We start from the raw sequence: 17,748 nt of genomic DNA, 5'->3' as shown, positions 1-17,748 counted from the left end.
GATGATCCTTTATGACTTTGCCTGTGCCGGTGGGCACACTTTTGAAAGCTGGTTTGCCAGCAGTGCGGCCTATGACTGTATGGTTGAAAAACAGGCCGTTCTGTGCCCCGTTTGTGGCAGCACCCAGGTCAAAAAAGCGCTTTCTGTCCCCAAGATTGCCAAAAAACGTGATGCGTGTGGCGTGCGGGATGAACGGGATCCGCCCCCTGTCTCAGCAGGGGATACCTCTTCTGATGCAGCACCGGGCGGGGTACCTGGTCTGCGCAGCGAGCATGATGTCCGTTTGCGTGAGGCGATTGGTATGGTGCGACGTGTCATTGAGGAAAAATGTGATTATGTGGGGCAGGGCTTTGCTGAAGAGGCCCGGAAGATCCACTATGGCGAGGTTGAGCCGCGTCCGGTTTATGGAGAGGCTTCACCGCAGGAATGTGATTCCTTGCGGGAAGAGGGGATAGAGTTTGCTTCACTGCCTTGGTTGGTGGAAAATGCTTGATCCTGCAGTGGGGCGCAGCAAGCAGGGTAGGCCACGGTGTGCGGGGGACATACAGCCGTTCATGCAGCAACAAAAAGGGAATAGTCCGCTTGGTCTTCGGCCGGTCTTGTTTGTGGTCGGGGCGTTTCTGACCATTCTTGGCGTGGCCATGCTGGTGCCGGCTGCTGTTGACCTGGCCGGTGGCGATCCGGATTGGGTCAGTTTTTTTGTCTCCGGAGCGTTGACTGTTCTGGTCGGCTTGTTGCTGACATTTGCCAATTTTGACCGGAATATCACCCTGTCCCGCCATCAGGCCTTCTTGCTGACGGTTCTGTCGTGGCTTGGCGTTACGGCCTTTTCAGCAATGCCGTTTCATCTGTCGCGTTTCCGTATGAGCTATACGGATGCATTTTTTGAAGCTATTTCCGGCCTGACAACCACCGGAGCAACGGTTATCACCGGTCTTGACCTGGCTCCTCCCGGTATCCTGCTGTGGCGTTCCCTGCTGCATTGGCTGGGCGGGATCGGAATTGTTGTCATGGCCATTTCGCTGCTGCCGTTCCTGCGGGTCGGGGGTATGCAGCTGTTCAAGATGGAAAGCTCGGATACAGGCGACAAGGTGCTGGGAAAGGTCAGCCAGCTGGGAGCGGCCCTGGTCCTGATCTATATTGCCCTGACGACCTTGTGTACGGTTTTCTACCTGCTGGGCGGCATGACTCTTTTCGAAGCTGTCAACCATGCAATGTCGACTCTTTCTACGGGCGGCTATTCTACCTCGGACAGCTCTATTGCTCATTTCAACAGCCATTTTATCAACTGGGTTGCCATTGTTTTCATGATCTGCGGCGGGGTGCCCTTTACCCTGTTTATCCGCATGGGGCGTGGCGGGGTCCGGGTTCTGTTTTCTGATCTGCAGGTCAGGGGATTTCTGGGCTTCCTGATCCTGACATCTGTTATTCTGACCGTGTGGATGATGCTGACTGGCAAGGATGATCTGTTTGATACCTTCAGCCACGTGATGTTCAGCGTTGTTTCAGTGGTCACAACAACCGGCTTTGCGAGCGCTGACTACACCCAGTGGGGCAATCTGGCGGTGGCCAGTTTCTTTGCCCTTTTATTCGTTGGCGGGTGCACAGGGTCAACGGCGGGCGGGATAAAGATCTTCCGTTTTCATATTGCCTGGAAGCTTTTCGTGTCGCATATCCACCGCCTGATCAGCCCGAATGCCGTTGAGGTCCAGCGGTACGGTGATCGCCGCATTACAGAAGATGTTGCTGCCTCGGTCCTGTTGTTTTTCTTCATCTACATTGCGACGGTTGGTGGTATTACCCTGTTCCTTGCTGCCGTTGGCTTGGACTGGGTTACAGCGATTTCAGGTGCTGCAACCGCAGTTGGGAACGTTGGACCGGGTCTGGGTGACATTATCGGGCCGGTTGGCAACTTCCAGCCCCTTCCTGATGCTGCCAAGTGGGCCCTGTCCGTGGGTATGCTCCTTGGCCGTCTGGAGTTTTTCTCGGTTCTTGTGTTATTGTTCTGGCGCTTCTGGCGGGATTGATCCCGGCCTGTGTCAGGCCGGGTGTTTGGCAATCAGCAGATAGTTGACGGACAGGTCATCGGTGATGGACCAGTCACCGGACAGGGGATTGTAGCTCATCCCCCGCAGGTCGGTGACTTCCATGCCTCCACGACGCAACCCGGCGGCAAATTCACTGGGTTTCACAAATTTATCCCAGTCGTGGGTTCCCTTGGGAAGCCAGCGCAGGATGTATTCGGCCCCGATCTTGGCCAGTAACATCGAGCGGATGGTACGGTTGATGGTGGCGCCGACCAGCATGCCCCCCGGCTTGACCAGGTTTGCACAGGTTTGCAGGAAGAAGTCCGGGTCGGCGACGTGTTCAACGACCTCCATGGACAGCACCACATCAAATTGGGCCTTTTCCGCAACCAGGTTTTCCGCCAGTGTGGCCCTGTAATCAATATCCAGGCCAGAGCGGGCCGCATGGGCGCGTGCCGTGCCGATATTCTTTTCCACCCCGTCGATGCCGGTGACGGCAAAGCCCAGCCGTGCCATGGGTTCAGACAGAAGGCCACCCCCGCAGCCGATATCAACCAGCGACAATCCCTGGAACGGGGTTGTATCCGCTGGATTCAGGCGGAAATGGGCGCAGGCTGCGTCGCGGATGAAGGAAAGCCGCTGCGGGTTGAACCGGTGCAGGGGCTTGAACTTTCCTTCTGGATCCCACCACGAATCGGCCATGGCCTCGAATTTCGCCAGCTCTTCGGGCGATGCTGTGGTTTGAGCCTTGTTCATCCGGGCATACTCCGCTGGTTGACATACAGAAAAGGCAACGCAAGACAGGTGTGGTGTGTCGGAACCTTGCGCCACGGAACCTGCCGGAGTATGTATACCGGCCCGCAGGTTCCGGCAATTGCAGAACCGTGTCTTACATGAATCCAGGGGACGGACTTTTCCCGATGGCTCGAGTTGTTATGAAGTTTGGCGGTACCTCCGTCGGGGATCTTGACCGTATCCGCAATGTCGCCCGCCGTGTGAAGTCCGAGGTTGACGCCGGTCACGAGGTGGCTGTTGTGGTGTCGGCCATGGCCGGTGAAACCAACAAGCTGGTGGGGTTCTGCCGGGATCTGGCTCCCTTGCACGATGTGCGGGAATATGATGTTGTTGTCGCAACGGGCGAGCAAGTTACGATCGGTCTTCTGGCCATGGCCCTTCAGGATCTGGGGGTCCGTGCCCGTTCATGGGCAGGCTGGCAATTACCAATTCATACCGATGGTGCACATTCCCGCGCCCGTATTGTGGGCATAGAGACTTCTGTGTTGCTCCAGCGTATGGCCGGGGGGGAGGTGGCTGTGGTTGCAGGTTTCCAGGGTATGGGGCCTGATGGCCGGGTCACGACCCTTGGACGTGGGGGATCCGATACATCGGCTGTTGCCCTGGCTGCGGCAATAAAAGCTGATATCTGCGATATCTATACCGATGTTGACGGCGTTTATACAACCGACCCTCGCATTGTGGCCCGTGCCCGCAAGCTTGAAAAGATTACCTATGAGGAAATGCTGGAAAGCGCCTCTCTCGGGGCCAAGGTTCTACAGGTCCGCTCTGTGGAAATGGCCATGAAGCATGGAGTGCGGGTGCAAGTCCGCTCCAGTTTCTCGGACGCAACCGGGACCATTATCTGTGACGAGGATGAAATCGTGGAAAAGGAACTTGTCAGCGGCATCACCTATTCCCGGGACGAGGCCAAGATTACCCTGGTCAATGTGCCGGATCGTCCGGGGGTTGCTGCCGCTATTTTTGGTCCCCTGACGGAAGCCAATATCAACGTGGACATGATTGTCCAGAATATTTCCCGCGGGATCGGGGCGACAGACATGACCTTTACTGTCAGCCGGGATGATTTCGGGCGGGCGGTGAAGGTTCTTGAGTCCCGCCAGACGCAGCTGGGTTATGCTGAACTGGTGACGGACCCGGATGTCGCCAAGGTGTCGGTTGTCGGCGTTGGCATGCGCAGCCACGCAGGTGTTGCGCAGACGATGTTCGGGGCCCTGGCCGAAAAGGGGATCAACATACAGGTTATTTCCACGTCGGAGATCAAGGTTTCGGTTCTGATCGCCGAAGAGTATACCGAGCTGGCCGTGCGTGCCTTGCACACAGCCTATCGGCTGGATGCCTGATGATGGAGGGAAACGGAGTGTCGGCCACGCGGGATGTGACCGGGGAGGGCAGAAGGCATCTTGATGATCTCTGGGCTGCGGGCAGGGCTTTTCTGGGATGTGAGTATGCCATTCTTGGCGGTGCCATGTCCTGGGTGTCGGAGCGCAGCTTGGTTTCAGCGGTGTCCAATGCCGGGGGTTTTGGCGTCGTTGCCTCTGGTTCGATGACCCCGGATCTGCTGGAGGCCGAGATACGGGCGACCCGTGCCCTGACCGGCAAGCCGTTCGGTGTGAACCTGATTACGATGCATCCGCGCTTGGATGACTTGATTTCTGTGTGCCTGGCGGAAAACGTGGGCCACATTGTTCTGGCCGGTGGCCTGCCTTCGTCTGCATCCATACGCCGTGTCAAGGATGGTGGGGCGCGGGTGATCTGTTTTGCACCGGCCGTGGTTCTGGCCAAAAAGCTGGTTCGTTCCGGTGTGGATGCCCTTGTGATTGAGGGAACCGAGGCAGGTGGCCATATCGGACCGGTTTCCACCAGTGTTTTGGCGCAGGAGATTTTGCCTGTCATGCGCGATGTTCCGGTCTTTGTTGCCGGCGGCATCGGGCGCGGCGAGGCTATTGCGTCGTTCCTGGAGATGGGGGCGGCGGGGGTCCAGATTGGTACGCGGTTGGTCTGTGCCACGGAAAGTATCGCGCATCCGGCCTTCAAGCGTGAGTTCCTGAAAGCCAGTGCCCGCGATGCGGTCCCTACAGTCCAGCTTGATCCACGTTTTCCTGTTATTCCTGTGCGTGCCCTTGTCAACAAGGGAACGGAGCTGTTTATGGAAACCCAGCGCGCTGTTATCGAGCGTTTTCGCGCCGGGGAGCTGGACCAGAAAGATGCCCAGCTGGAAATCGAGCATTTCTGGGCTGGGGCTTTGCGCCGGGCGGTGATCGATGGGGATGTGGATCATGGGTCCTTGATGGCTGGCCAGAGTGTTGGCATGGTCACGCGGGAACAGCCTGTGGCGGAAATTCTGCAGGAATTGGTGGGGCAGGCGGTTTCAGCCCTTGAAAACCGGGTGAGTGGTCCCAATATCTGACGGGTGTAAACCGGTAAGGGGGAGCAGGGATGAGCAAAATCGAGGTGGATGCAGACGTTGCCCGGCGTCTGCTGTCCCGTTTGCGCGACGTTCTGGCTGGCGATGGTGATGCGCAGAGCCGCCTGGACGGCGTGGCCATGGTCATTGCTGATTCCCTTCAGGCTGAAGTCTGTTCCATTTATGTCATGCGTGCCGGCGAGGTCCTGGAGCTGTTTGCTACCGAGGGGCTGAACCAGTCTGCCGTTCACCAGACACGTCTGCGGGTGGCGGAAGGGTTGGTGGGGGACGTTGCCGCCCATGGGCGGTCCCTGTCCCTTGCCGACGCCTGGCAGCATCCGTCGTTTGTCTATCGTCCGGAAACAGGCGAAGACCTTTTTCATTCCTTTGTCGGTGTCCCGATTATACGTGGGTCGCGGGTTATCGGTGTTCTGGTTGTGCAGAACAGGGATACCCGGGTGTTCTCTGATCTGGAGATCGAGACCCTGGAAACGGTCACCATGGTTCTGGCCGAGCTGATTGGCTCGTCGGACCTTGTCAGCCGCGATGAACTGATGCCTGCTGATGGCATCGGTCTGCTGCCGCTGCGCCTTGATGGCCTGACCCTGGCCCCGGGTATCGGGATTGGGACCGTGGTGCTGCATGAACCCCGGCGCAGCGTCAATGATGTTGTTGCCGAGGATCCGGAGTGTGAGCTTCATCGTCTTCATGAAGCCCTGCAGACCCTGCGGGCCGAGGTTGACACCATGATGGGATTCGACGGTGTTAGCGGGGATTCCCTGGACATCCTGCGGGCCTATCGCATGTTTGCCCAGGACAAGGGCTGGATTGGCCGGATTTCGGATGCGGTGCGATCTGGCCTGACGGCCGAGGCTGCGGTTATGCGGGTTCATGACGATACGCGCATGCGTATGCACCAGGTTTCTGATCCGTACCTGCGTGAGCGGTTGCATGACCTGGAAGATCTGGCCAACCGCTTGCTGCGTCATCTGGCCGGTGAAGATATTCAGGATGAATTGCCTGAGGATGCAGTGCTGGTTTGCCGCAACCTGGGCCCGACCGAGCTTCTGGATTATGACCGTTCCCGCCTGTGTGGTCTTGTGATGGAAGAAGGATCACGTACTATGCATGCGGTCATTGTGGCCCGTGCACTGGGAATCCCGGTTGTGGGACGGGTTGATTCAGTGTTCTCGATGGTGGAGTCCGGTGACTCCGTCATTGTGGATGGTGAACATGGGCAGGTGTTTATCCGCCCATCGGAAGATATCTGCCAGCAGTTCGAGGAATCGCTGTGTCTGCGACAACACAAGTTACAGGCATGGGCGCAGCTGCGAACCGTACCGGCTGTCAGTCGTGACGGTGTAACGGTCAATCTCATGCTTAATGCCGGGCTTCTTCTGGATTTGCCTCACCTGGATGAAACAGGGGCCAGCGGCATTGGTCTTTACCGCACGGAGTTGCCATTCATGTCCCGCCCGGCTCTGCCGGATGTCGCTGCACAGCGTGCGCTGTACAGCCGGATACTGGATTATGCCGGACCAGAGCGTCCGGTTGTGTTCCGTACTCTTGATGTCGGGTCTGACAAGGTGTTGCCGTATTGGCACAGCACGCGTGAGGAGAATCCGGCTCTCGGGTGGCGCTCGGTACGCATTTCCATGGATCGGCCGGCGATCTTTCTTGAGCAGCTTCAGGCCCTTGTCCAGGCAGCACACGGCCGTGTGTTGTGTATTATGTTCCCGATGATTTCGACGGTTGAGGAATTCTGTCAGGCCCGCCAGCTGCTGGACATGGAGCTGTCCCGCCAGGGTGCTGCGGGTTTTGTGCCGTCTGCTGTTCGCGTTGGAACAATGCTGGAGGTTCCCTCTCTGCTTTGGGAGCTACCCGCTTTGCTGGATCATGTTGACTTCTTGTCGATTGGAACCAATGACCTGTCGCAGTTCCTGTTTGCAACGGACCGTGGCAATCCCAGTGTGGCTGATCGCTATGACGTTCTCTCACCACCGTTCCTGAAGGTGGTGAGGCAGGTTGTCCAGGCTTGTGCCGATGCCGGTGTTGCCTGTTCAGTGTGTGGGGAAATGGCCGGGCGACCGTTGGAAGCTGTTGTGCTGGCTGCGCTTGGTGTTCGGACATTGTCCATGTCGGCTTCGGGTGTTGGCCCTGTCAAAGCTGCTCTCCGGGATGCAAATTTGGGTGATCTTGCGGGCTATCTGGATGATCTTCTGAATTTGGGATACCGTTCCTTGCGCGAACGTTTACGTGGTTATGCCCGCGATCATGGGATTTCTCTTTCCTGAGTGTTGTGTGTTTTGTGTGCGGGGTTTTTCTTCATTGTGTGGGGCAGTGGTTGCAGACCATGCTGATTTTTTGATAGCGTGTAGCAGAGCCGGTGCCGTCGCCCGATAACTGGAGTATTCACGGATCTGGTTTCCGGAGTGCTTGCCGTGAAGAAGAGTACAAGGATTGTGGACCGCCGTGATGATTGATGTTCTCAAATCCCCTGATACCGTGCTGTCCCGTGTTGGTGAAGTGGGGCGGCTGTTGCGTGAGGCGCGCGAAGAATCCCGGCAGAATGTTTCCGACGTGTCGGATCGTCTGCGCATACGCAGTGCTTTTCTGGTGGCGATCGAGGAAGGTCGCTACAACGAGTTGCCCGGACCAACCTACGCTGTGGGATTCGTGCGTGCGTATGCTGGCTTTCTTGGGCTTGACAGCGCGGAGGTTGTGCGCCGTTTCCGCGAGGAAAGTGCGATGGTCCCCGGTCGTTCGCATCTGGAGTTTCCAGGACCGGCCACGGACGGTGGCATGCCATCCCGCAATCTCCTTGTTGCTGCGGTGGTTATGGTCGGTCTGGTCTATGGTGGCTGGCGTCTGGTTGATTCCACAGATACGTCCTTGGCTGTCCTTGTGCAGGAAGTGCCGGATCGTTTCATGTCCCTGATCAATGGGGGGACTGTGCCTGTTGTTGATACAGGGGATGAGCCTGTCCTCAGAGAGCCAGAGATGCCAGGGCATGTTGATGCTGATGAAGGTTCGGTCCGTATGGCGCCAGCGCAGGATGCTGACCATTCGGTTTTGCCTCTGTCATCTGATCCTGTGCCATCCGGTATTCTTGATGCGGAAGAAAGAAGATCATCTGAGCCTGAGCCGTTGGATGCCAAGATTAGTCCTGACAATGTGCCGGGTGAGGAGGCCGGGAAGCCTGTGCCGGGTTCCGCCGTCGGTTCTGTTGGTGCGGCTGATCCTGCGGGAGGAGATGCTGCGTCTGCCCGTGCCGGCGAGTCATTGGCACCGGACTCTTCCGGGCGTGCTGCGGATGCCGCGGTGCCGCTTCCGACCGTCGATCCTGTTGTGCCTGCTGCCCCCTCTGTCTCTGTGGAGCAGAAGGCTCAGCCGGTTCCCCCTATGCCGCTTTCGCGCCCGACCCCGCCATCCGTTCGTCGAGATCCTCAGGCAGCGCCGGTTGAGCGTCGTGGGTCGGCAGCGGCACCATCACAGACAGAAGTCAGTGCAGTGCCACTGCGTGTTCCCGGGAATGGCGCGGGTACTCCACGTCGTATTGTCCTGCGTGCTACTCAGGATTCGTGGGTGCAGGTGCGTTCTCCCCAAGGTTTGGTTCTCAGTCGCCTGATGCGGCGTGGGGAGGAGCTGGAAGTGCCGAATCGCAAGAACCTGGAGCTAATGACCGGTAATGCCGGCGGCCTGAGGGTAGAGGTTGATGGGGCTGTGATGCCCTTGTTGGGCAAGGCCGGGGAGGTTCGCCGTAACATCCCCCTGGACCCGGATGCCCTGAGAACGGCTGAAAATCCTGCGGGTTAGCATTTACCGGGTCAGCTGGGCGCAAACCCCCGTTCCGTTCTGGTGGAGGCTGGTTTATAACCGGCCCGGATCCCTTTGTCCGGAGGTTGCAGGATTATGAGTGTCCGGGAATACCGCCAGATCATGCGCAGGAAATCCCGCAAGATTTTTGTCGGGCCGGTGGCGGTGGGGGGTGATGCCCCCATATCGGTCCAGACCATGACCAATACACTGACCACCGATGTGCAGGCCACGCTGGACCAGATTCACCGTGCCGCAGCGGCGGGCGCCGATATTGTGCGGGTCTCGTGTCCGGATGAGGAGTCCACGGCCGCCCTTCGTCATATTGTGCGCGGTTCTCCGGTGCCCTTGGTTGCTGATATTCATTTCCACTATCGCAGGGCTATTGAGGCGGCGGAGGCCGGGGCTGCGTGTTTGCGCATCAATCCCGGCAATATCGGGTCGGATGACCGTGTGCGCGAGGTTGTGAAGGCTGCAAAGGATCATGGGTGTTCGATCCGCATTGGCGTTAATGCTGGATCGTTGGAGCGTGACCTTCTGGAGCGTTACGGGGAGCCTTGCCCCGGGGCTATGGTTGAAAGCGCCCTGCGGCATCTTCGTATTCTGGAGGATAATGATTTCTTTGAAACCAAGATCAGTGTGAAGGCATCGGATGTCTTTCTGGCGGTTGCAGCGTATCAGGAGCTGGCTGATGCCTGTGATTATCCGCTGCACTTGGGTATTACCGAAGCCGGGGCATTGCGCACAGGTACCGTCAAAAGCTCGATCGGTCTTGGTATGCTGCTGTGGAGCGGGATCGGTGACACAATTCGCGTATCCCTGTCGGCCCCGGTCGAGGAAGAGGTTCGTGTTGGTTTCGATATTCTCAAGGCGCTTGACCTGCGTCACCGCGGTGTCCGCATTGTCTCGTGTCCTTCGTGCGCGCGGCAGGGGTTTGATGTGATCCGGACGGTCGAGATTCTGGAACAGCGTTTGGCCCACATCAACACGCCTGTCAGCCTTTCGATCATCGGCTGTGTTGTCAACGGACCGGGGGAGGCGCGTGAAACCGATATCGGCCTGACGGGCGGCAAGGGCAATCACATGGTGTATGTGGCAGGGCGACAGGATCACAAGATTGATCCGGATCGTATGATTGACCACTTGGTCGAGATGGTGGAAAAGCGCGCTGCGGCCATAGAAGCCGAGAAAGCCGATGGTGGTCAGGAAAGCATGGTTACAGGGTAGCCTTTTTGTTAACGTCAGTACCTTCTGTTTTCACGTTTTTTTGAGTTCCGGGAGAAAAGTATTATGGCTTCCCTTCAGCCTGTTCGCGGTACGCGCGACCTTATGGCCGATGACGTACGCCGCCACAGGGCTGTTATCGAGCAGGCCCGTTCTGTCAGTGCCCTGTACGGCTTTGACGAGGTTATGACCCCGATTTTCGAATTTACCGAAGTTTTTAGCCGCACCATCGGTGAGACATCGGATATCGTGTCCAAGGAAATGTATGCGTTTGAGCGATCGGGCGATCGCCTTTGCCTGCGCCCCGAAGGCACAGCGGGTGTCTGCCGGGCTTTTCTGTCCAACGGGTTGGTGCAGCAGGTTCCTTTTCGTGCCTTCTACGCCGGGCCGATGTTTCGCTACGAGCGCCCGCAAAAGGGGCGTCAGCGCCAGTTCCACCAGCTTGGCGTCGAACTTCTGGGGGTTGACAGCCCCCGTGCAGATGTGGAAGTTCTCTCCCTTGCAGCCCACATTCTTGACCTTTACGGATTGAAAGACCGGGTCCGGCTTGAGATCAATACGCTTGGCGATACAGAAAGCCGGATGGCGTACAGGGATGCGTTGCGGTCTTGGCTTTCACGTTACCGCGATGATCTGTCTGAAGAAAGCAAGATCCGTCTGGAGAAAAACCCGCTGCGGATTCTGGACTCCAAGGATGAAAAAGACCGTGCGTTGATTGTAGATGCGCCGGGCATGGTGGACTACCTGAATGCGGCGTCGCAGCACTTCTTTGACGCTGTTCAGGATGGTCTTTCCCGGCATGGTATTGCCTTTACCGTCAATCAGAAACTGGTTCGTGGTCTGGATTACTATTGTCACACAGCGTTTGAGTTTGTGACCGATGATCTGGGTGCCCAGGGAACGGTTCTGGCCGGCGGTCGTTATGATGGCCTGATTGAAACCATGGGTGGGCCGCATGTTCCGGGTATTGGCTGGGCTGCCGGTGTCGAGCGTCTGGCGATGATGATGGCCGATGTGCCACCCCGTTTGCGCCCACTGGCTGTGATACCGGCCAGCCCGGCGCTGGAAGTGGGCGCTGATCAGCTGGTGTCGCGTTTGCGTTATGCTGGGTTTGCGGTCGATATGGCTTTTTCGGGCGCCATGAAAAAAAGGATGAAACGGGCCAATGCGGTTCATGCCTGTGCAGCCCTTTTGCTGGGAGAGGATGAGCAGGCGCAGGGTGGCGTAACCGTACGGGACCTTGATACGGGTGAGCAGGAACTGGTGCCTCTGGCCAGCCTGGAGGAGGCGTTGGCGCGTTTCCGCTCCTGTCACGGGTGATGGGCGTGTGATGGTCGGGCGGGCGGCAGATCTTCTGTGTATTGTCGGGGTGAACCACCGTTCCGGCACGCTTGCCCTGCGGGATGCCCTGGTTTTCGAGGACCAGGATATTCCTGCTGCCCTGCATGCGCTGAAAGCATCGGGGATCGGACAGGCTGTCCTGTTGTCCACCTGTGACCGTGTGGAAGTGATTGCTGTCGGTTCCGATCCGTCTGCGCTGTGTATGGCTGTGATGGCATTCCTGGCCGGGCATGCCGGTCAGAGTGTGGAAGAGATACGGGAGCAAGGGTATGTCCGGCACGGGAAAGAGGCTGTGCAGCATTTGTTTGCTGTTGCTTCTTCCCTGGACAGCATGGTGATCGGGGAACCGCATGTTCTTGGGCAGCTGAAGGCGGCCCATCGTTTATCCCGCGAACAGGGGATGACAGGGTCGGCTCTGGAATCCTGCTTGCAGGCCGCGTATGCTACGGCAAAGCGTGTGCGTCAGGAAACAGGTATCGCCCGGCATCCCGTATCCCTGACAGCATCCGCCTTGCAGGTGGCCCGTGATCTTTTCGGTGACCTGCGATCGCGGAGTTTGCTGGTCATTGGCGGTGTTGATCTGGGTGACATGATGGCCGATGCCTTTCAGGAGGCCGGCGTCAGCGCGATTATGGCAAGTGCCCGTCGACCATCTCTTGCAGAGCGTCTGGCGGCCCGCCTGAATGGCCATGTCCTGCCTTTCGAAGCGATTGCAACGGTTTTGGTGAATGCCGATATTGTGATTGCCTCGGTTGGTGCGCGAACGTGGTCGGTGACAGCAGATATGGTGGCCATGTCACTGCGGATGCGCCGGCAGAAGCCTGTTCTTCTACTTGATCTGGGTGTTCCCGGTGACATAGAAGCCGCTGTCGGGCGTATGCCAAATGCCTTCCTCTATGACATGCAGGATCTGGAGCATGTGGCAGAGGAGGGGCGGAGCCTGCGGGAAAATGAAGCCCGTGCCGCTTGGTCCCTGGTTTCGGCCGAGGTGGCTTCGTTCTTTCGTTGCCATGCAGAGCGTGATGCGGTTCCCGTTATTGCGGCCTTGCATCAGAAGTTTGAGGCCGAGCGTCTTCGCGCCCTTCACGAAGCCGGGGATGATGCATCAAAGGCAACCCGTTTGTTGATCGGCCGCTTGCTGCATGATCCGTCCGAGACCCTCCGCTCCATGGCCGGAAGGCCGGACAGCGCAGAGGATTATCGGTGGGCAGAGCGCGTATTGCGGCGTTTGTTTGTTCTGGAAAACAAGGACTGATACACACGTGAGTCTTGATGAGAAGCTGGGGCGGGTTCTGGCCCGCCATGATGAAATTTCTGCTCTGTTGCAACAGCCCGGTGCCGATGTTGCTCGCCTGTCCAAGGAGCTTTCGGAGCTGGATCCTGTCGTTGAGAAGGTTCGTGCCTTTCGTGATGTTCGTTCGGCTTTCCAGGATGCCGAGAGCTTGCTGTCAGACCCCGAGATGAAGGATCTGGCCGAGGAGGAATACCACCGCTTGAAGCGTCTCTTGCCGGATCTTGAGCAGGCGGTGCGCATTGCCCTTCTGCCCGGTGATGAAGCCGACAGCCGTAACGCCGTTCTGGAAGTCCGTGCCGGGACGGGCGGAGAAGAGGCCGCCCTGTTTGCAGCGACCCTGTTCCGTATGTATGACCGTTATGCCGCCATGCATGGGTGGTCATTTGAAATACTGGATGCCAACGAAACAGGTCTGGGCGGGTACCGCGAGGCGGTTGCCCGTATCAGCGGACGCAATGTCTTTGGTCGTCTGAAGTATGAATCCGGTGTGCACCGTGTACAGCGCGTACCGGAAACAGAATCGTCGGGGCGGATTCACACGTCTGCGGCAACGGTTGCAGTTCTACCCGAGGCGTTGGAGGTGGATGTTCAGGTTGAGGACAAGGACCTTCGTATCGATACCTATCGGTCCCAGGGTGCCGGCGGCCAGCATGTAAACACCACTGATTCTGCGGTACGGATTACCCATATCCCGACCGGTGTGGTGGTTGCCTGTCAGGAAGAGCGCAGTCAGATCAAGAACCGTGCAAAGGCCATGATGATGTTGAGGGCTCGCCTGTACGACAGCCAGCGCCGCCGTGCCGAGGCTGAACGGGCCGCAGACCGTCGGTCCCAGGTGGGATCGGGTGATCGGTCGGAGCGCATCCGGACTTATAACTTCCCACAGGGCAGGGTGACGGATCACCGGATCAACATGACAACCTACACCATCGACCGCCTGATGCAGGGAGATGGTCTGGACGAGTTTATTGACGCCCTGATGGCCGATGACCAGGCTGCGCGCCTGGCCGAGCTGGATTGAGGCATGGAAGAGCCGTTAGGTCAGGTTCTGCAAACGGTAACCAGCCGTCTGGATGTAGCGGGGGTGGACAATCCGCGCTTTGACGCGCGTCAACTGATAGCGGCTGTGACCGGATTATCCGCGCGGTCCTTGTCGCTGTATCTTGATCGCCTTGTATCTATCGCGGAACAAGAGGTGCTTGAAACGTTCGTCCTGCGTCGTGAAGCGCGGGAGCCTGTGGCACGAATTCTGGGGCATCGTGGTTTCTGGACGCTGGAGCTGGCCCTGAACGCGGCAACGCTCGACCCGCGACCCGATACGGAAACACTTGTTGAAGCTGTTCTGCGCAACATCCCCGATCCGGATGCTCCTTTACGCATTCTGGATCTGGGAACCGGGAGCGGGGCTATCCTTGTTGCCCTGTTGCATGAACTGCCCCATGCGTATGGGGTTGGTGTTGATCTTGCTCCCGCAGCGGCGGCGATGGCGTTTTGTAATGCGCATGCCAATGGCGTTGGTGACAGGGCGTCCTTTATCGTGGGTTCCTGGGCGCAGAGCCTTGCCGGGACGTTTGATGTTATTGTGTCCAACCCGCCTTATATTCCGCTATCGGATATAGCCGCTCTTGAGCCGGAGGTGCGCCTGTATGACCCCGCTCTTGCCTTGGTGGGTGCAGATGATGATGGGCTGGGGTGTTATCGGGCTTTGATCCCTGATGCTGCCCGTTTGCTCTCTCCCGGTAGTCTTTTGGCTGTGGAGGTCGGGATCGGGCAGGCTGATGCCGTTGCGGTTCTGTTCACGTCCCATGGTTTTTCTGTACCGACACGGTACAGTGATTTGGGGGGAGTGGAGCGTTGCTTGGCTTCTGTTTCAGGGGGTTCCTGATCCCGTGAAGGGCGGTTTGTGAAAAAAAAGAAAGGATAACTGTAAAAAAGAGCTTGGAAGAGAGAGCAGACCCGCTTAGGGTTAGAGGTGATGCAAGGCGCTGAGGCGTCGGGGGTAAACACGTCGAACGTGGCGTGTATCGTGAAGTCAATCAAAATACAGAAAGATCCGGAGATCCGAATTTTTTCAGACTGGTTGTCGTTGCGTACGTGTCCTTACGGACGCCCCGGGCGAGTACCACGCGAAAATCATTATCCTGCATGGCGTGTGCCGGTTGTTTTCCGGTTATTGGTTCCTGTTGTGCCATTGCGGGATTCGTGAATAAACGGGACGCTCCCCGAACGGGAGGTCGAATTCTTGATGTTGATGGAGTCATGAAGCCAGGCTCGAACGGCAAGGGCCGCATGCGCGGCCGCAATAACCAGCCCCAGTCCCAGATGTACAAGGGAAGGGGGCCATCGCGCAACCAAGTGTATGACAGCAACGGACCCGGTGTTCGTGTGCGTGGAAATGCGCATCAGGTTGTTGAGAAGTATCAGGCATTGGCCCGTGATGCGGCTGCTTTGGGTGATCGCCTGCTGTGCGAAAACTATCTTCAGCACGCAGAGCACTATCTCCGCATTATTCTCGCCATCAATCAGAACAATCCGCAGCGCTCGGTTATGAGGCTCGATCAGGGGCAAGCCCTGGAAGGCCCGGACGAGTTTTACGAGGACGGTGAAGATTTGCAGGAAGCAACGGTTGAAGCCGTTGGTCTTGCAGGTAGTACGGGATCTGTTACTGATCCCGGTGTTGCCTTGGAAGAGGCATCTTCTGAATTTGGCAATGAGGGACAGTCGCGTCCGCGACGTCCGCGAGATGCTGATTTCCGCCCCCGTTCCGATCGACGTGGTGACACAAGAAACCGGCGTAATGATGAGCATCCTGTCCGTGAGAGGGAGGTTTTCTCTGCTCCGGTTCCTGGCAGTGAAGCCCAGCCTTTTGTTGTTATTCCAGGTGAGGTTGATCAGGCTGGTCCTGCAGTTGTTGCGCCAGCGCCTGCTCCTGCTATTCATCAGGAAACATCGGTTTCCGGTGTCAGTGACGTTGATACGGCTGTTTCAGATATATCAACAACAGACGTCAGAAAGCCGCGTCGTCGTCGTGCCGTGGCCCGTGTTGCTGTTGATTCTGTATCGACAGAACAGGCTGAGGCTTGATGGTCGGTCTCTATTCTTTCCCGATCTATAAAAAAAGCCCCCTCTTGCAGGGGGCTTTTTTTATCGGGCATGGAAGCATCAGTGTGCGCGTGCAAGCTTCCTGTTCATACCGACAGGAAGCTCTGCGTATACCTTCTCCATTGTAGCCCGCTGTCCCTGAAAACGCCTCAGCTCAGCGCCTGCCAGGACATTGCCCGTCGGGAACTTGACGCCAAGCGGGTTAACCTGTTTGCCTCTCTTCATGATCTCGTAGTGCAGGTGAGGACCTGTCGAGCGGCCTGTTGATCCTACGTAGCCAATAACATCCCCCTGCCGGACGCGCTTGCCCGTTGCTATACCTTTGCCGATCGCAGACATGTGGGCATATGCGGTAGCGTACTCGTTGTTATGGCGCAAACGAACGTAATTGCCATAGCTTCCCTTGAAGCCCGCAATTTCAATGACACCATCACCGGCGGCATAAATGGGGGTACCGCGGGGCGCCGCGAAGTCAACGCCCTTGTGCATACGGGAATACCCAAGAACAGGGTGCACGCGGGTACCAAAACCCGATGTCAGTTTGGCTCCGTTGATCGGAGTTCTCAGCAGTGCCTTCCGAACACTCTCGCCCTTGCTGTTGAAATAATCGATCCGTCCGTCCTTGCTTTCATGGCGCCACAGGGCTGTCGTACGCCCTGAGAGTGTCATGGCCGCATAAAGCAGAACGGCATCGCCTACCGCCTCACCCCGTGGGGTTACCTTGCGTCGGATGAGCAGAGCAAACCGATCTCCTTTCTGTATGTCCCGCTGAAAGTCAACATCATAAGAAAAAATGTTGATCAGGTTCTGTATGATATCAACGGGCACGCCGGCCTCGCCTGCCGCGGCAAACAGGCTTGTTCCAATGTCGCCTTCGATCCGGACCATCTCGTCATTGAGTGGGGTCTTGATCGATGACGATGAGAAGCTGCCATCGTCACTACGGGAAGATTGCACTTTGAAGGCAGGGCTGGGCTCAAGGGAAAAGCCTTGGAACGATTGGTTTTCAGGTTCATCAAATGTAAGCGTTATTTCATCACCAACACGCAGAGAGCGTGGATCATAGATGCTGCGCAAAGCTTCGATAGCTGAATGCGCATCCTGTCGCTCTACACCAGCTGATATCAGGGCGCCCATCAGGGTATCGCCCTGTTCTATTTTGACCGTATGCATGCGAGGTGTAGCAGGAGAGGGATGTGCTGCGCTTTGTGCTTTTGAGGTTACAGTGTCGTCGCCGGAAGAAGGCGGTGGTGATGCCATGGAAAAGCTACGAGGCCCAGCGACAATTGGTACCTGAGCGTCGGCAGTGATTGATGATTTTTTACGTTGGGAAGGCAGATGTTGTGGTGCGGGCGTGACAAGATGTTGTGGTGCGGGCGTGACAAGATGAGAGACAACCAGTACAGCGGCAGCGCCAAAAAGCATTCCAACTGTCGCAAAGATAACCGGTTTTCCGTGCCGCACTCTGATGATCCTTATTCAAACACAAACACAGCCTGACGCGCGTAAGCGCTGATACTACCGACACTGATACCGAGAGACAACCACGAAGGTTGACGATATATGATTGCAGTCACGCTCTATTAACGTCCAGGTGTTTTGTGTAGCCCTTGATTTTTTTTTGTTTTGTTTAAGGAATTGTGTTGACGATTTTTGGATTGGGGCTTAGAAGGTGCGTCCCGACGCTGAGGGACTGGTTTTTCTGGTTTTGTTGGTGTCTGGTGCTGTTTTACAGAGTGAAG

14 protein-coding genes are annotated in these 17,748 nt (G+C 57.3%); 12 read left to right on the top strand and 2 right to left on the bottom strand.

All coding sequences use genetic code 11. The features are described 5' to 3' along the window. Position 1 precedes the first annotated feature (1 nt). Positions 2-493, top strand: coding sequence for a DUF1178 family protein (locus HEQ61_RS02665; protein ID WP_168019573.1), 492 nt, complete (start codon positions 2-4; stop codon positions 491-493). 61 nt (positions 494-554) lie between these two features. Continuing rightward, a complete protein-coding gene (locus HEQ61_RS02660) occupies positions 555-2,027 on the top strand; it encodes a TrkH family potassium uptake protein (protein ID WP_168019572.1) in 1,473 nt (490 codons plus the stop codon). Between the two features lie 12 nt (positions 2,028-2,039). On the opposite strand, the gene ubiG is transcribed toward HEQ61_RS02660, so the two are convergent. After that, positions 2,040-2,783: a bifunctional 2-polyprenyl-6-hydroxyphenol methylase/3-demethylubiquinol 3-O-methyltransferase UbiG gene (ubiG, locus tag HEQ61_RS02655; protein ID WP_168019571.1), complete on the bottom strand. Its 744-nt coding sequence runs from the start codon at positions 2,781-2,783 to the stop codon at positions 2,040-2,042. Between the two features lie 164 nt (positions 2,784-2,947). Here ubiG and HEQ61_RS02650 point away from each other — a divergent pair, with 164 nt between their 5' ends. The 10 genes from HEQ61_RS02650 to HEQ61_RS02605 all read left to right on the top strand — a co-directional run bounded on the left by HEQ61_RS02650 (position 2,948) and on the right by HEQ61_RS02605 (position 15,988). Continuing rightward, positions 2,948-4,165 carry an aspartate kinase gene (locus HEQ61_RS02650; RefSeq protein ID WP_168019570.1) on the top strand — a complete coding sequence of 406 codons (1,218 nt, stop codon included), beginning with the start codon at positions 2,948-2,950 and terminating at the stop codon, positions 4,163-4,165. After that, positions 4,165-5,232: an NAD(P)H-dependent flavin oxidoreductase gene (locus HEQ61_RS02645; protein WP_245183087.1), complete on the top strand. Its 1,068-nt coding sequence runs from the start codon at positions 4,165-4,167 to the stop codon at positions 5,230-5,232. Before HEQ61_RS02650 ends, HEQ61_RS02645 begins: the two co-directional genes overlap by 1 nt. A gap of 29 nt (positions 5,233-5,261) precedes the next feature. Next, a complete protein-coding gene (gene ptsP, locus HEQ61_RS02640) occupies positions 5,262-7,523 on the top strand; it encodes a phosphoenolpyruvate--protein phosphotransferase (protein ID WP_168019569.1) in 2,262 nt (753 codons plus the stop codon). A gap of 181 nt (positions 7,524-7,704) precedes the next feature. Then, entirely contained in the window at positions 7,705-9,045 is a 1,341-nt protein-coding gene (locus tag HEQ61_RS02635) for a RodZ domain-containing protein (protein ID WP_245183103.1), read from the top strand. A gap of 96 nt (positions 9,046-9,141) precedes the next feature. Beyond that, positions 9,142-10,272: a flavodoxin-dependent (E)-4-hydroxy-3-methylbut-2-enyl-diphosphate synthase gene (ispG, locus tag HEQ61_RS02630; protein ID WP_168019565.1), complete on the top strand. Its 1,131-nt coding sequence runs from the start codon at positions 9,142-9,144 to the stop codon at positions 10,270-10,272. A gap of 63 nt (positions 10,273-10,335) precedes the next feature. Further along, positions 10,336-11,589, top strand: coding sequence for a histidine--tRNA ligase (gene hisS / locus HEQ61_RS02625; RefSeq protein WP_168019563.1), 1,254 nt, complete (start codon positions 10,336-10,338; stop codon positions 11,587-11,589). Between the two features lie 10 nt (positions 11,590-11,599). After that, positions 11,600-12,865, top strand: a complete 1,266-nt coding sequence (gene hemA, locus HEQ61_RS02620; protein WP_168019801.1) for a glutamyl-tRNA reductase — start codon at positions 11,600-11,602, stop codon at positions 12,863-12,865. A gap of 7 nt (positions 12,866-12,872) precedes the next feature. Beyond that, positions 12,873-13,925, top strand: a complete 1,053-nt coding sequence (gene prfA / locus HEQ61_RS02615; RefSeq protein WP_167805573.1) for a peptide chain release factor 1 — start codon at positions 12,873-12,875, stop codon at positions 13,923-13,925. A 3-nt stretch (positions 13,926-13,928) separates the two neighbouring features. Next, on the top strand, positions 13,929-14,789 hold the full coding sequence (gene prmC, locus HEQ61_RS02610; protein ID WP_168019561.1) for a peptide chain release factor N(5)-glutamine methyltransferase: 861 nt from the start codon (positions 13,929-13,931) through the stop codon (positions 14,787-14,789). Positions 14,790-15,106: 317 nt separating this feature from the next. Beyond that, positions 15,107-15,988, top strand: coding sequence for a DUF4167 domain-containing protein (locus HEQ61_RS02605; RefSeq protein WP_322099172.1), 882 nt, complete (start codon positions 15,107-15,109; stop codon positions 15,986-15,988). Between the two features lie 78 nt (positions 15,989-16,066). On the opposite strand, the gene HEQ61_RS02600 is transcribed toward HEQ61_RS02605, so the two are convergent. Then, positions 16,067-17,266 carry a M23 family metallopeptidase gene (locus HEQ61_RS02600; protein WP_245183086.1) on the bottom strand — a complete coding sequence of 400 codons (1,200 nt, stop codon included), beginning with the start codon at positions 17,264-17,266 and terminating at the stop codon, positions 16,067-16,069. Positions 17,267-17,748 lie beyond the last annotated feature (482 nt).

Origin of the sequence: Haematospirillum sp. H4485, assembly GCF_012102745.1 — a bacterium.
GTDB lineage: Bacteria > Pseudomonadota > Alphaproteobacteria > Rhodospirillales > Rhodospirillaceae > Haematospirillum.
Note: the sequence above shows the minus strand (reverse complement) of the source record. Positions and strands in the feature narration are given on the sequence as shown.